Source organism: Methylobacterium sp. WL103 (assembly GCF_008039885.1).
Lineage (GTDB): Bacteria > Pseudomonadota > Alphaproteobacteria > Rhizobiales > Beijerinckiaceae > Methylobacterium > Methylobacterium cerastii.
This window is the reverse complement of the sequence record NZ_VRUX01000062.1, coordinates 1-13,906: the sequence shown is the minus strand read 5'-3', so window position 1 is coordinate 13,906 and position 13,906 is coordinate 1. Positions and strand designations below refer to the sequence as shown.

The window sequence follows — 13,906 nt, the reverse complement described above, 5'->3', positions numbered from 1 at the left end:
CGGTCGCCGAGGACGAGACCATCCCGACGATGCCGCCCACCGCCGCCTCGAAGTCGTCGGCCATCTGGCGCATCCCGGCCTTGCGCTGCGCCTCCGCCGCCAGCCGCGCGTCCGCCGTCTCCGCCTCGAGCTTGCGCGTGCGGATCAGGTTCTCCTTGAACACCTGGACCGCCGACGCCATCGCGCCGAGCTCGCTGCGCTCGCCGGTATGCGGCACCAATACCGTGGTGTCGCCGGCCACCACCACGTCCATCACCCGCGCCATCCGCCGGACCGGCGCGGAGATCGTGGAGACCGACATCCAGCCGACCGCGACGGTGGTCGCCGCGACGAGGGCTAGGACGACGGCGATGGCGAGGCGGGCGCGCTCGCCCAACGCCTGCGCGACGGCGGCGCTGGTCTTGCCGGCGGCCTCGTTGAAGGCGAGGTCGGCCTTCAGGGCGGCGCGGGCGGCGTTGAGCGCCGGCAGCATCCCGTCGAGCACGTAGGCGGTGGCGCCCTTCGCGTCGCCGGCGTCGAGGCGGCGGATGAATTCTTCTCCCATGGCCGAGTAGGCCGGCACCGTCGCCTTCACCGCGTCCCACAGCGCACCCTCGCCGTCGCTGACGAGGCCGGCATAGGCGGCGATGTCGGCCTCGATGTCGGCCATGCTGACGCGCAGCCGCGGCAGGGATTGCGGCCGGCGCTCCTCGCTCGACAGCAGGTAGGCGAGCTGCCGGCTGCGCAGGGTCTCGAAGTTCGTGGCGAGCCGCCCGAGGGTGCGCGTCGACGGCAGTGCGTTGCCGCCGAGGTCGTCGGTGACCGCGCTGAGGGCGTGGATGCGCGAAAAGCAGAAGCCGCCCAACCCCGCCGTGAGGGCGAACAGCACCAGCACTGCGCCGATCAGGCGCGTTCGAATCGTGACATGGGCCAACATCGCGGAATCCTTGAAACGTCGGATCCTAGATTGCCGATCACGATTAAGATTGCCCTATAACGGCGCCACTACACTTAATTGGGTAATAATCCCTCATTCGTTCAAGTATTCTTAGTCTCGTCTTGGCGGCCACGTCGACGGGCTGGTCGCGCCCCGCCGACGTGGCGCGTGCTCTCACAGCCAGCGTCTTACGGGATCAGCCGGTCGGCCCGCAGGCGGGCGAACAGGTCGAAGAACGCGTCGTCGGTGGGCTGGTAGTCCAGGAACCCGAACCGGCGGCTCTTGCTCATGTCGGTGACCACCTCGATCGGCCGGCCGAGGTCGGCGTCGGTGTGCCAGGGCGAGGCGAGCTTCGCGAGGTCGGGCTCGGCGAGGCCGTGGCGGGCCGCGATCTCGGCCCAGACGGGGCCGTCCTCGGCCATCTGCGTCTCGAGCGGCCGCACGGTGCCGTCGAACGGCTCGTCCGCGATCCCGAACCATTCCGCGATCCGGCCCCACATCCAGCTCCATCGGAAGACGTCGCCGTCGACGACGTTGAAGTCCTCGTTGGCCGCGCGCGCGCTGGTCGAGGCCCAGAGCAGGTGGCGGGCGAGCAGCCGCGCGTCGGTCATGTCGGTCAGGCCGTTCCACTGCATCCCCGAGCCGGGGAAGCGGAACGGGCGGCCGGTCTCGCGGCAGAGCGTGGCGTAGGCGGCGAGCGTCGTGCCCATGTTCATGGCGTTGCCGACCGCCTTGCCGATGATCGTGTGCGGGCGGTGGACGCTCCAGGCGAAGCCGTCGCGGGCGGCCGCCGAGAACACCGCATCCTCCTGCGCGTAGTAGAAGTTCTCCACGTCGAGCCGGCCCTGCTCCTCGCGGAACGGGGTCTGCGGCACGGCGCCCTTCCCGTAGGCCTCGAACGGCCCGAGATAGTGCTTCAGGCCGGTGACCAGGGCCACGTGCCGGAGCGAGCCCGCCGGGCGGAGCGCGGCGAGCAGGTTTTCCACCATCGCGCCGTTGACGCGGATCATCTCGGCCTCGGTGTCGCGGCGCATCCAGGTGGCGAGCACCACATGGCTCGGCGCCAGGCCGGAGAGCGCCCGCTCGAGGGAGGCGGGGTCCTGCAGGTCGGCCGAGACCGGCGTGACGCCGTCCTGCGCCACGGGCTTGCGTGCCAGCCCCGCCACCTCCCAGCCCTCGGCGGAGAACCGTTCGGCGGCCGCGCTTCCGACGATGCCGCTGGCGCCCACGATCAGAACCGAACCCGTCATGCATGATCCTCGCTGCCGAGGGCCCGCGGCCCTCGTTTCGCGGGTTCAACCAGCGGGCGTGCGTTGCGTTGCAGCGAAGGGCGAAGACGCGCTCCGTCCCCCCTTCAAACCACCCGGTCGATCGCATCCCCCAGGATGCCGGCTATCTCGTCGATCTGGCCGTTCTCCAGGATCAGCGGCGGCGAGAGCGCGACGATGTCGCCGGTGACGCGGATCAGCAGGCCGCGCGCGAAGCAATCCACGAACACGTCGTAGGCGCGCTTGCCGGGCGCGCCGGGGCGCGGTTCCAGCTCGATGCCGGCGATCAGGCCGATGGTGCGGATGTCGATCACGCGGTTGCGCCCGCGCAGGTCGTGCATCGCCGAGGCCCAGTCGTCGGCGAGTTCGGCCGCGCGGGTGAGCAGGCCCTCGTCGCGGTAGATGTCCAGCGTCGCGAGCCCCGCCGCGCAGGCCACCGGGTGGCCGGAATAGGTGTAGCCGTGGAACAGCTCGATCCCGTCCGGGCCGTCCATCAGGGCGTCGTGGACGTGGCGGCCGGCGAAGACCGCGCCCATCGGGATGGTGCCGTTGGTCAGCCCCTTGGCGGTGCAGACGAGGTCCGGCGTCACCCCGAAGAAGTCGGCGGCGAAGGGCGCGCCGAGCCGCCCGAAGCCGGAGATCACCTCGTCGAAGATCAGCAGGATGCCGTGGGCGTCGCAAATCGCGCGCAGGCGCTCGAGGTAGCCCTTCGGCGGCACCAGCACGCCGGTGGAGCCCGCCACCGGCTCGACGATGCAGGCCGCGATGGTCTCGGCGCCGTGAAGCGCGACGAGGCGCTCGAGGTCGTCGGCGAGCTCGGCCCCGTGCTCGGGCTGGCCCTTGGTGAAGGCGTTCTTCGCCGGATCGTGGGTGTGGCGCAGGTGGTCGGCGCCGGGCAGCGTCGGGAAGGCCCGCCGGTTCGAGACGATGCCGCCGACCGAGATGCCGCCGAAGCCGACGCCGTGATAGCCGCGCTCGCGCCCGATCAGCCGGGTGCGGGTGCCCTGTCCGACGGCCCGCTGGTAGGCCAGCGCGATCTTGAGCGCGGTGTCGACCGATTCCGAGCCCGAGCCGGTGAAGAACACCCGGTCGAGCTTCTTTCCTCTCGGCCCGGGGGCGATCTCGGCCAGGCGTTCGGCGAATTCGAACGCGATCGGGTGCCCCATCTGGAAGGTCGGGGCGAAGTCCATCGTCGCGAGCTGGCGCTCGACGGCGCTCGCGATCCCGCGCCGCCCGTGCCCGGCGTTGCAGCACCACAGACCCGCCGTCCCGTCGAGCACCTGCCGGCCGTCGTCGGTGGTGTAGTGCATGCCGTCGGCCGCCACGAACATCCGCGGCGCCGCCTTGAACTGGCGGTTGGCGGTGAACGGCATCCAGAACGCCTCCAACGCGGGCGCGTTCTTCCGCGCAGGCGCATCCGTCGGTGCGTTCAGGTCGGACATGGATGGCTCCTCGGTGGGGGGCGGGATGCGCGGGGGCTCGGATCCCTGGGCTCGCCGGCAGGGGACCCGGTTTTGCGCGCCGCAACAAGTGCTTTTGATGCAGGCGCCCCACGCCCGACATGCGACGCGCGGCGGCTGCGCGGCCGAGGCGATGACCAGCGCGTCAGTGAGAAACGCGACGCTTCCGTCAGGCGACCGTCCAGGGATCGATGACGGTGATCCCGCAGCCGGTGAAGTCCCGAACGTTGCGCGTCGCGAGCCGCGAGCCGCGCGACCGAGCGATCGCCGCGATCTGGCCATCGATCGGACCGATCGGCTGGCCGGCCTTGCGCCGCCCGATGGCGATCTCGGGATAGGCCGCAGCGGCATCGCCGTCGAAGGGCAAGACCCGTCCCGCCATCTCGACCTCGAAGATCGTTCGTGCCGCCGCCATCAACCCATCGCGCCGCCGACCCTCCGGGAGGAGGACGAGGCCGTAGAAGATTTCAGCCTGCGTCAGGGGCGTGGTGAACAAGCCCGCGATCGGTCGCAGCGCGAACCAGGCCAGGACCTTCGGCTCGGGGCTGGGCCGCATCAACTCGGAGAGGACGTTGGTGTCGAGGACGATCACGCCTCGAAGTCCGGCGGCTCCCGGCCGGGTTCGCGTGGCACGTCCGGCAGGTCGACGCCGCCGAGCGCCGCGAAGCGCTCATGAATCGCCCGGCCGAGATCGCGGGGGCGGGGAACTTCGCTGGAAAGGGCGGAGCGCAGGATGTCGCGCGCCTCGTCTTCCATCGATCGGCCGTGCATCGCGGCGCGGACGCGGAGGCGTGCCTTGAGCGCGTCGTCGATGTTGCGGATCGTCATCACGGCCATGGGCACGCCCGTCGGTCAATGACTGCAAATGATCCGTCGATGGATGCTTCGGCAACGCGCTTTGCGCGCGGGGCTTCGGCGGGTGCCTCTTCCTTGCTCGGATCGCGGGTTAGCACACCCCGGGGAGCCGATCCGCGCGCAACCGTGATGCGGCGGCGCTATGATGGCGCGGCCGGGCTGGCGACGAGGGAGCGGGGAGGAAGCGATGCTGTATCACGTCAGGATGGAGGTGCATCCGCCCACGCACCTGCCGCCGGCCGAGTTCGACCGGTTGAAGGCCGAGGAGAAGGCGCAGGCGCAGGCGCTTCAGGAATCGGGCCGGTGGGTGCATCTCTGGCGCATCGCCGGGCAGTACGCCAACATCAGCGTGTTCGACGTGGCCGACCACGACGAGCTCCACGCCATCCTCTCCAGCCTGCCACTCTTCCCGTTCATGAGCGTGGCGGTGACGCCGCTGGCCCGGCATCCGTCGGCGATCTGAGCCGGCCTTGGTCCGACGCGCGACGGCACCCTTCCCCGCCTCCCGGGTCGCGGAAGGCAGGCGCGGGACGACGGGGAGGTGAGGGACGCGCGGGCTACCCGTCCGCCTACGGGTTCGTCACCAGCTTGCAGGTGCTCTGCGCCAGCGGCTGGAAGGCCTCGTCGCCGGGGATGGTCTTGAGGATCGTGTAGAAATCCCACGGGCCCTTCGACTCGGCCGGCGTCTTCACCCGCGCCAGATACATGTCGTGCACCATGCGGCCGTCGGGGCGCAGTTTGGCGTTGCGGGCGAAGGCGTCCTCGATCGGCAGCTCGCGCATCTTGGCCATCACCGCGAGGCCGTCGTCGGTGCCCGCCGCCTCGGCCGCCTTGAGGTAGTGCAGCACCGCCGAGTAGTCGCCGGCCTGGACCATGGTCGGCATCCGGCCGCCCATGCGCGCGCCGAAGCGCTGGGCCAGCGCGCGGGTGCGGTCGTCGAGGTCCCAGTAGAAGCCCGTCGTCAGGATCATGCCCTGCGCCGCCTTCAGGCCGACCGAGTTGACGTCGGTGAGGAAGATGTTGAGCCCGCCGAGCGACTGGCCGCCCTCCGCGATGCCGAACTCGGCGGCCTGCTTGATGGTGTTGATCGTGTCGGCGCCGGCGTTGGCCATGCCGATGATCCGGGCGCCCGAGGCCTGCGCCTGGATCAGGTAGGACGAGAAGTCGGCGTTCGGGAACGGGTGCTTGACCGAGCCGAACACGGTGCCGCCCTTCGCCTTCACGACGCGGGTGACCTGGGCCTCGAGGTCGTGCCCGAACGTGTAGTCGGCGGTGATGAAGAACCAGGTGTTCTTCGGGTCGTCCGCGAGCGCCGCGGCGGTGCCGGCCGCCAGCGCGTGCGTATCCCAGGACCAGTGCGCCCCGGTGGGCGAGCAGGCGGCGTTGGTGAGCGCCATCGAGCCGGCGCCGGAATTGACGTCGACCTTGCCCTTGGCGCGGGCCACCTCGCGCACCGCGAGCCCCGCCACCGACGAGTTCGTGTCGAAGATCGCGTCCACCCCTTCCGTGTCGAACCAGCGGCGGGCGATGGTGGAGGCGATGTCGGCCTTGTTCTGGTGGTCGGCGACGATCAGCTCGACCTTGCGGCCGCCGACGGTCTTGCCGAAATCCTCGATCGCCAGCTGCGCCGCCGTCACCGAGCCCTTGCCGGCGAGGTCCGAGTAGCCGCCGGACATGTCGGTCAGCACGCCGATCTTGATGCCGCCGTCGGCGTATTGCGCGCGGGCCGGGGTGGCCGCGAGGCCACCTGCGAGCAGCGCGGCGGCGAGCGCGGAGGCCGGGATGATGCGTGTCACGGAGGGTCCTCCCGAGGGCTGGCGGCGCGAGGCCGCTCCGCGTGCCCATGCGCGGACGCGGTGGTGCGGCCTCCCCCGGTTGGCGGGTCGTCCCGCGTCCGGAGGCAGGCCGGTGCCGTGCGCGCAATCCGCCAGGAGAACGGCGGCGCGCGGCGGGTCGGCGTTCTTCTTATAGTTGCGTCCCGCTCGCCGATCGCGCCCGGCCGGGTCGAACCAGTGAGAACGCTTGCCCGGTGTCAGGGCCCGCCGGCGCCGCGCGCCCTGCGCCGCGTTACACCTGGCGCATCGGAAACATCAGCCGCGCGCCCGGAGCCGCCATGCCGTTCATCATCGAGACCTTCGACAAGCCCGGCCACCAGCACCTGCGCCGCGAGGCCCGCGCCGAGCACCTCGCCTTCCTGGAAGCCCAGGCCGCGTTGCTGCTCGCCTGCGGCGCCAAGCTCGCCGACGACGGGTCGGATGCGGGCGGCGGCCTCTACGTCGTCGACGTGGAAACCCGGGCGGAAGCGGAAGCCTTCATCGCCGAGGACCCGTTCGCAAAGGCCGGCCTGTTCGAGCGGGTGGCGATCCAGCGCTGGCGCAAGGCCTACCTCGACGGCCGCAGCTACCTGAAGCCTCAAACCTAGCTGAAGCCCCAAGCCTAACCGAAACCGTAGAGCGCGCGCGGGTTCTCGACGAAGAGCTTCTGGCGCCGCCCTTCGTCCGGCACCCAGTCGGCCATCAGGTCGAGGAGCGTCGAGAGCTTCGGCGGCCCGTCCCAGGCGGCGACGTGCGGCCAGTCCGAGCCCCACAGGCAGCGCTCCGGCGCGGCGTCGTTGAGCGCGCGGGCGAAGGGGATGGTGTCGGCGTAGGGCGCGCCCGCGACCGAGGTGCGGAACGCGCCCGACAGCTTCACGAAGGCGCCGTCGCGCACCAGCGCCACGAGGGTGGAGAAGCCTTCGTCCGAGAGGCCCGCCGAGGTCGGCATGTGGCCCATGTGATCGACGACGAACGGCACCGGCAGCCGCGAGAGCCGTGCGGCGAGCGGCGGCAGGCTGCGCGCGTCGATCAGGAACTGCAGGTGCCAGCCCATCTCGCGGGCGAGCGCGCCGTAGGCCTCGACTTGATCGAAATCGATGCCGCCGCCGTAGAGCACGTTGAGGCGCAAGCCCACCACGCCCGCCGCCTTCATCGCCGCGAGTTCGCGCTCGGGCAGTCCGAGGGGGATCACGGCGACGCCGCGCAGGCGCGCGGGGTCGGTCGCCAGGGTTTCCAGCAGCAGCCGGTTGTCGGTGCCGTGGACGCTGACCTGGACCAGCACGCCGTGCGCCATGCCGGTGGCGTCGAGCATCGCGCGGTAGGCCGCCGCGGGCGCGGCCGGCGGGGTGTAGCTGCGGTTCTCCACGAACGGATAGGCCGGCGGCCGGCCGATGACGTGGGCGTGGGTGTCGACCGCGCCCGCCGGCACGGCGTAGCGCGTCGGCCCGGATGGGGTCGGATCGGGGGCGGGGCAATCGCGGATCGGGGTCATGGCGTCCTCTCGTCCGGGCTCGACGCGTCTTCCCGCCCCAGCAGAGGGGGCGGGGATGCAAGGGCTTCTTCGCCCCTTAACCGTCCACGTGCAGCACCTTGCCCCGCGTCTCCGGCAGGGCGAAGGCGGCCAGGAAGAACACGCCGTAGGCGCCGGCGGCGAAGACCGCGATCGCCGAGGCGAGGCCGATCGACTTGGAGAGCTCGCCCACGAGGTACGGGAACAGCGCGCCGAGGCCCCGGCCGAAATTGTAGCAGAAGCCCTGGCCCGATCCGCGAAGCCGCGTCGGGTAGAGCTCGGTGAGGAAGGCGCCCATCCCCGAGAAGTAGCCGGAGGCGAAGAAGCCCAGCGGAAAGCCCAGAACCCACAAAACCGCGTTCGAGAGCGGCAGCTGGGTGTAGGCGACGATGACGAGGATCGCGCCGACGGAGAAGATCAGGAACAGCGGGCGCCGCCCGAGCCGGTCGGCGAGCCAGGCGCCGACGAGATAGCCGGCGAACGAGCCGACGATCAGCGCCGAGAGGTAGCCGGTGGAGGAGACGATCGACAGGCCGCGCTCGGTGGTGAGGTAGCGCGGCAGCCAGGTGGTGATGGCGTAGTAGCCGCCCTGGCAGCCGGCCGCGGCGAGCGAGGCGAGGATCGTCGTGCGCAGGAGCGGGCCGGCGAAGATCTCCCAGAGCTTGGGCTGCTCCCCGGCCGCGCGCGCCTTGGCGCGGGTCTCGGCGGCGACCTTCGGCTCCTCGACGTAGCGGCGGAGGTAGAACACCAGCAGCGCCGGGAACGCGCCGATCACGAACATCCAGCGCCATGCGCTCTCGGGCGGCAGATAGGAGAACAGCACCGCCTGCGACAGCACCGCCAGGCCCCAGCCGATCGCCCAGCCGGACTGGACCGAGCCGACCGCCCGGCCGCGATACTGCGCCCGGATGGTCTCGCCCATCAGCACCGCGCCGGCCGCCCACTCGCCGCCGAAGCCGAGGCCCAGCAGCGCGCGGGCGACGAGCAGTTGCTCGAAGTTCTGCACGAAGGCGCAGACCAGCGAGAAGAACGAGAACCACAGGATGGTGATCTGCAGCGTCAGCACACGGCCGATGCGGTCGGCGACGAACCCGGCGATCCACCCACCCAAAGCCGAGGCCAGCAGCGTGACGGTGGCGGCGAGCCCCGCCGTGCCGGGGTCGACCTTCCACAGGCTGATGATCGTGCCGATCACCAGCGGGTAGATCATGAAGTCCATGCCGTCGAGCGCCCAGCCGGCGGCGCAGGCCCAGAAGGTGCGCCGCTCGGTGAGGTTCATGCTCCGGTAGAACGCCCCGAGGCTCGCATCCTCGATCGGCACCACGTCGAGGGGTTTGGAGGTTCCCGGTCCCGAAGCCGCCGCCATGATTTCGTCCCCGCGCCCCTGATGCGCGATCCTGGCGTGGATCGGGACGCGCGGACAAGGGCGGGGACGGCGCCGGGCGGGGACAAGGGCGGTGTTTGTCGCCCGCGGCTGTTCAGGCGGCGGCGCCGACGCCGAACTCCACATGGATGCGATCGTGGGGGAACGTCACGCCGGCCTCCGACTGGTCGACGATTCCGGCGTCCGAAAGCGTCACGACGTCCCGATGCACGGCCTGGACGTCGCGGCCGACGCGGCGGGCGACTTCGCGGATGGCGAGCGGCCCCTGGCCCGCCATCGCCTTGACGATCGCCAGGCGGGCAGGCGCCAGGACGCGGTGCATCTCGTCGTAGCTGGCAAAGTAGATCGCCGGCTCGGCTACCGAGGTGCGCCCCGCCACGGCTCCGGCGGTCGCCTCTAGAAACCGGGTCCTCGCATCCGCCATGGAGCCGATGCCGACCGTCAGGGTGCTCATGTCGATATCCTCCGCGAGCCGACCGTAGCTGCACGGACGAGCCATGAGGAGGCGGCTCCGTCACCATCGACGGAGGCCGCGCTTGGGTCTTCATCTTACCCATGCACCTCAGGATGAGGGGAGACGGGAGGACGGGGCTCAAGCCGGCGGGCGGCCGCCGACCAGCGTCGGCTCCGGCGTGGTGCGCTCGGGGAACAGCGCCTGCAGGTCGCGCAGCTTCGGGGCGTCGTTGGCGGCGATGTAGGGGTGGTTCGGGTGGCTCGCCATGAAGTCCTGGTGGTAGCCCTCCGCCGGGTAGAAGGTCGCGCCGGGCTCGATCCGGGTGGCGATCGGCCTTGCGTAGGCGTGGGCGGCGTCGAGCTGGGCGATATAGGCCTTGGCCACCGCCGCCTGCTCCGCGTCGGCGGGGAAGATCGCCGAGCGGTATTGCGGGCCGGAATCGGGACCCTGGCGGTTCACCTGCGTCGGGTCGAGGGCCACCGAGAAGAAGATCCGTAGCAGTTCGTCGTAGCGGATCACCGCCGGATCGTAGGTGACGCGCACCGCCTCCGCATGGCCGGTGCCGCCTGTGCTGACCGCGCTGTAGCGGGCGTCCGCCGCGTCGCCGCCGGCATAGCCCGACACCGCTTGGCGCACGCCGCGCACGTGCTGGAACACCCCCTGCACGCCCCAGAAGCAGCCGCCGGCGAGCGTCGCGGTGCGCAGGCCGGCTTCCCTGGCGGTCACGGCCGCTTCGGGCAGGCGGCGGCCGGGCTCCTCCGCGTGGGCGAGGCCGCGCAGCGAGAACGCGCCGGCCATCAGGGCGAGGCCCGCGATCGTAGCGAGTGCGACGCCGCTCCGGCCGGACCGTTCGGGTTTCAGGGACATGGCGGTCTCCGTCGGGATCGGGTGATGCGGGGCGGTGATCGCGCGCCCATCCGGTCTTTTCGCCGGCGACGGGCGCGCGGTTACGCGGTTCCGCCGAGGGCGAACAACGGCGAAAATCGCCGGCCTCATGGCGGCCGCGCGCCGCGTAACCGGTGGCGAAACCCGGTCGAAGGGGCTGCATCGGGACGACGGTGTCCCGTCCTCAAGGATGTCCGATCATGCGCCACCGCCTCGCCGCCACCGCCTCCCTGCTGCTCGCCGCCTTCGCTCTGTCGGCACCGGTCCACGCCGCCGAATCGATGTCGAAGGACGCGATGATGAAGAAGGACTCCATGGCCAAGGATTCGATGCATAAGGATTCGATGGCCAAGGAGTCCGGGCACAAGGACTCCATGCATAAGGACGCGAAGAGCAAGGACGCGATGAAGGCCGACCCGATGAAGAAGTAGGGTCCTGCGCCCGCGGCCGGCGCCGGCCGGCCGCGGATCGAGCGGCAGCGCGGGCGCCGTCCGCCTCCGATCGGAACAAATCGCCGTGGGTCCTCCGGATTCGCCGGGTCCGGCCCCTTGAACGGGCATGCGGATGCGGGCAGCGTCTGCGCGATCTTCGATCCGAGGGCACCCCGCGTGAGCCAAGCCGTCCCCCTCGCGGAGAAAGACGGCCTTCCGGTCGCCCCCGTCGCGCGAAAGCCCGGGGCCGTGCGGCACGCGGCCGGCCCGGCGCTGACGTTGGGGGCCCTCGGCGTCGTCTACGGCGACATCGGCACCAGCCCGCTTTACGCCTTCAAGGAGGCGGTGAAGGCCGGCATCTCCGGCGGGGCGCCCGTCGCGGCGGCGGCCACCGGCGCGGTCTCGCTGATCCTGTGGTCGCTGATCCTGATCGTCTCGCTGAAATACGCGGTGCTGATCCTGCGCGCCGACAACCGCGGCGAGGGCGGCATCGTCGCGATGTTGGCGCTGCTCGGCGCCCGCCACGCCAAGGCCGGCACCTGGCAGGCGCTGCTGCTCGTCGTCGGGCTGATCGGCGCGGCCTTGCTCTACGGCGACGGCGCGATCACCCCGGCGATCTCGGTGCTGTCGGCGATCGAGGGGCTGAAGGTCGACGCGCCGGTGCTGACGCCCTTCGTCTTGCCGCTGACGATCCTGATCCTGATCGGCCTGTTCCTGGTGCAGCGGAAGGGCGTGACGGTGATCGGCCGGGTGTTCGGCCCGGTGATGCTGGTGTGGTTCACGGTGCTGGTGCTGCTGGCGGTCCCCGCGATCTGGCAGGCGCCGCAGATCCTGGCGGCGGCCAACCCCTGGCGGGCGGTGGACTTCCTGTTCCATGCCGGCTGGCACGTGTCGTTCCTGATGCTCGGCGCGGCCTTCCTCGCGGTCACCGGCGGGGAGGCGATGTATGCCGACCTCGGGCATTTCGGCGCCCCGGCGATCCGCACCGCCTGGTTCGGCCTCGTGCTCCCGGCGCTGCTGATCCACTATTGCGGGCAGGGCGCGCTGCTCATCGCCGAGCCGGACGCCATCGAGAACCCGTTCTACCGGCTCGCGCCGGACTGGGCGCACTATCCCCTCGTGGCGCTGGCCACCATGGCCACGGTCATCGCCTCGCAGGCGGTGATCTCCGGCGTGTATTCGCTGACGCAGCAGGCGATCCAGCTCGGCTTCATGCCGACGATGCGGGTGGTCCACACCGACCGGGACGAGCGGGGGCAGATCTACGTGCCGGCGGTGAACTGGCTGCTCGCCCTCGCCACCCTCGTGGCCGTCGTCGTGTTCGGCTCCTCCGATGCGCTGGCCGGCGCCTACGGCATCGCCGTCTCGGCGCTGATGGGCATCACCACGCTGCTCGCCGCGCTGATCGCCCTGCGCTGGGGCTACAGCCTGGCCGCGGTGCTCGCGGTCAACGGCTTCTTCCTGGCCATCGACCTCGTGTTCCTGGCGGCCAACAGCACGAAGCTGCTCGAGGGCGGCTGGTTCCCGCTGGTTCTCGCCTTCACGGTGGCCTTCCTGATGCTGACCTGGATGAAGGGCAACCGGGTGCTGGAGGCGGTGCGCGAGCCCCTGCGCCAGAAGGAGTCCGCGTTCCTCGCCCGCCTCGCCTCGCATCCTCCGGTGACGCTGCCCGGCACCGCCGCCTTCCTGTCGGCGGCGAGCGAGGGCATCCCGATGGCGCTCGGGCGCCTGGTCGAGCGCAGCCGCTGCCTGCACGAGCGCATCCTGCTGATCACCGTGATCTACGAGGAGGAGCCGATCGTGCCGGCCACGCAGCGTGCGCAGGTGACGCTCGTGGCCTCGGGCATCCGCAAGGCGATCTCGCAATACACCCCCGGCATGGAGCGCGTGGTGCTGCATTACGGCTTCATGCAGACGGCCTCGATCCCGGAAGGGCTGCAATGCGCGGTGGCCAGCGGCCTGCTGCCGGCGGAGTTCATCGAGGACATCACCTACTTCGTCGGCCACGAGGCGATCATCCCCTCGCCCACCAACCCCGGCATGTACAGCTGGCGCGAGGGCCTCTACGCCTTCATGAAGCGCAACGCCGAGCGAACCGGCGCGCATTTCGGGCTGCCGACGCGACAGGTGGTCGAGGTGGGGACCGAGATCGAGATCTAGACGGCTCGTCGTCCGTCCCTCCCCCGCGGAGGGGGAGGGCGCGCATCCGTCTCAATCCACCGCGAGCCGATAGCCCACGCCGCGCACGGTCTGCAGGAAGGTCGGGTTGGCCGGGTCGACCTCGGTCTTGCGGCGCAGGCGGTTGATCTGCACGTCGATGGTGCGCTCGGCGGCCAGCCCCCCGGCGCCGGCCAGCGCCTCGCGCTCGACGTTGGCGCCGTGCGCGCCGGCCAGGATCGTCAGGATCTCGCGCTCGCGCTCGGTGATGCGGATCATCTCGTCCTCGCGCCTCAGCTCGCCGCGCTCGATCCGGTAGGAGAACGGCCCGAACGTCACCACGTCGCCGGTGCCGGTGTCGCGGCGGGGGCCGGACGCCCGGTTGATGATGTTGGTGAGCCGGAGCGTCAGCTCCCGCGGCTCGAACGGTTTCGGCAGGTAGTCGTCGGCGCCGATCTCCAGCCCCATCACCCGGTCGTTCGGGTTGGAGCGGGCGGTGAGCATCAGGATCGGAACGCGCGAGGTCTCGCGCACGCTGCGGGCGTAGGCGAAGCCGTCCTCGCCCGGCATCATCACGTCGAGCACCATCGCGTCGAAGACCAGGCTCTGGGCCTTGGCCCGCGCCTCCGCGGCGCTGGCGGCGGCGGTGACCCGGAACCCCTGCTCGGCGAGGTAGCGGGCGAGCAGCTCGCGCAGGCGCCGGTCGTCGTCGACCACGAGGACGTGCGGCGCGCCGTCGGAGAGCTCGGTGCGGGCGTGGGCGGCCATCAGG

15 protein-coding genes are annotated in these 13,906 nt (G+C 71.1%); 4 read left to right on the top strand and 11 right to left on the bottom strand.

All coding sequences use genetic code 11. From position 1 onward, the window contains the following. From FV222_RS06635 to FV222_RS06615, 5 genes are all read right to left on the bottom strand, one after another. Positions 1 to 916 (bottom strand): MCP four helix bundle domain-containing protein (locus FV222_RS06635; RefSeq protein WP_147813537.1); only part of this gene is annotated, 916 nt, incomplete at its 3' end. A gap of 188 nt (positions 917 to 1,104) precedes the next feature. Further along, positions 1,105 to 2,166: an SDR family oxidoreductase gene (locus FV222_RS06630; RefSeq protein WP_147763554.1), complete on the bottom strand. Its 1,062-nt coding sequence runs from the start codon at positions 2,164 to 2,166 to the stop codon at positions 1,105 to 1,107. 104 nt (positions 2,167 to 2,270) lie between these two features. Next, positions 2,271 to 3,626: an aspartate aminotransferase family protein gene (locus FV222_RS06625; RefSeq protein WP_147763553.1), complete on the bottom strand. Its 1,356-nt coding sequence runs from the start codon at positions 3,624 to 3,626 to the stop codon at positions 2,271 to 2,273. Positions 3,627 to 3,813: 187 nt separating this feature from the next. Continuing rightward, positions 3,814 to 4,236 (bottom strand): type II toxin-antitoxin system VapC family toxin, encoded by a 423-nt coding sequence (locus FV222_RS06620; RefSeq protein ID WP_147763552.1) that lies wholly within the window; start codon positions 4,234 to 4,236, stop codon positions 3,814 to 3,816. After that, complete coding sequence (locus FV222_RS06615; protein WP_147763551.1) at positions 4,233 to 4,481, bottom strand: plasmid stabilization protein; 249 nt, start codon at positions 4,479 to 4,481, stop codon at positions 4,233 to 4,235. Before FV222_RS06615 ends, FV222_RS06620 begins: the two co-directional genes overlap by 4 nt. A 205-nt stretch (positions 4,482 to 4,686) precedes the next feature. On the opposite strand from FV222_RS06615, the gene catC reads away from it, so the two are divergent. Further along, entirely contained in the window at positions 4,687 to 4,962 is a 276-nt protein-coding gene (gene catC, locus FV222_RS06610; RefSeq protein ID WP_147751258.1) for a muconolactone Delta-isomerase, read from the top strand. A 106-nt stretch (positions 4,963 to 5,068) separates the two neighbouring features. On the opposite strand, the gene FV222_RS06605 is transcribed toward catC, so the two are convergent. Next, positions 5,069 to 6,286, bottom strand: a complete 1,218-nt coding sequence (locus tag FV222_RS06605) for an ABC transporter substrate-binding protein (protein ID WP_147813539.1) — start codon at positions 6,284 to 6,286, stop codon at positions 5,069 to 5,071. Between the two features lie 326 nt (positions 6,287 to 6,612). On the opposite strand from FV222_RS06605, the gene FV222_RS06600 reads away from it, so the two are divergent. After that, entirely contained in the window at positions 6,613 to 6,921 is a 309-nt protein-coding gene (locus FV222_RS06600; protein WP_147763550.1) for a YciI family protein, read from the top strand. Positions 6,922 to 6,935: 14 nt separating this feature from the next. Here the strand turns inward: FV222_RS06600 and FV222_RS06595 are convergent, their stop codons facing one another. The 4 genes from FV222_RS06595 to msrA form a co-directional block, all read right to left on the bottom strand. Next, on the bottom strand, positions 6,936 to 7,805 hold the full coding sequence (locus FV222_RS06595) for an amidohydrolase family protein (protein ID WP_147763549.1): 870 nt from the start codon (positions 7,803 to 7,805) through the stop codon (positions 6,936 to 6,938). Between the two features lie 76 nt (positions 7,806 to 7,881). After that, positions 7,882 to 9,189 (bottom strand): MFS transporter, encoded by a 1,308-nt coding sequence (locus FV222_RS06590; protein WP_147763548.1) that lies wholly within the window; start codon positions 9,187 to 9,189, stop codon positions 7,882 to 7,884. A gap of 112 nt (positions 9,190 to 9,301) precedes the next feature. Continuing rightward, positions 9,302 to 9,661, bottom strand: a complete 360-nt coding sequence (locus FV222_RS06585) for a helix-turn-helix domain-containing protein (protein ID WP_147763547.1) — start codon at positions 9,659 to 9,661, stop codon at positions 9,302 to 9,304. Positions 9,662 to 9,799: 138 nt separating this feature from the next. Then, entirely contained in the window at positions 9,800 to 10,528 is a 729-nt protein-coding gene (gene msrA / locus FV222_RS06580; RefSeq protein WP_147763546.1) for a peptide-methionine (S)-S-oxide reductase MsrA, read from the bottom strand. Between the two features lie 218 nt (positions 10,529 to 10,746). Here msrA and FV222_RS06575 point away from each other — a divergent pair, with 218 nt between their 5' ends. Next, entirely contained in the window at positions 10,747 to 10,977 is a 231-nt protein-coding gene (locus tag FV222_RS06575; protein WP_147763545.1) for a pentapeptide MXKDX repeat protein, read from the top strand. A 249-nt stretch (positions 10,978 to 11,226) separates the two neighbouring features. Next, the gene (locus FV222_RS06570; RefSeq protein ID WP_246685351.1) at positions 11,227 to 13,137 is read left to right on the top strand and encodes a KUP/HAK/KT family potassium transporter; all 1,911 of its coding nucleotides are present in this window, start codon (positions 11,227 to 11,229) and stop codon (positions 13,135 to 13,137) included. A 51-nt stretch (positions 13,138 to 13,188) separates the two neighbouring features. Here FV222_RS06570 and FV222_RS06565 read toward each other — a convergent pair whose 3' ends face one another. Then, positions 13,189 to 13,902, bottom strand: coding sequence for a response regulator (locus FV222_RS06565; RefSeq protein WP_147751266.1), 714 nt, complete (start codon positions 13,900 to 13,902; stop codon positions 13,189 to 13,191). Positions 13,903 to 13,906 lie beyond the last annotated feature (4 nt).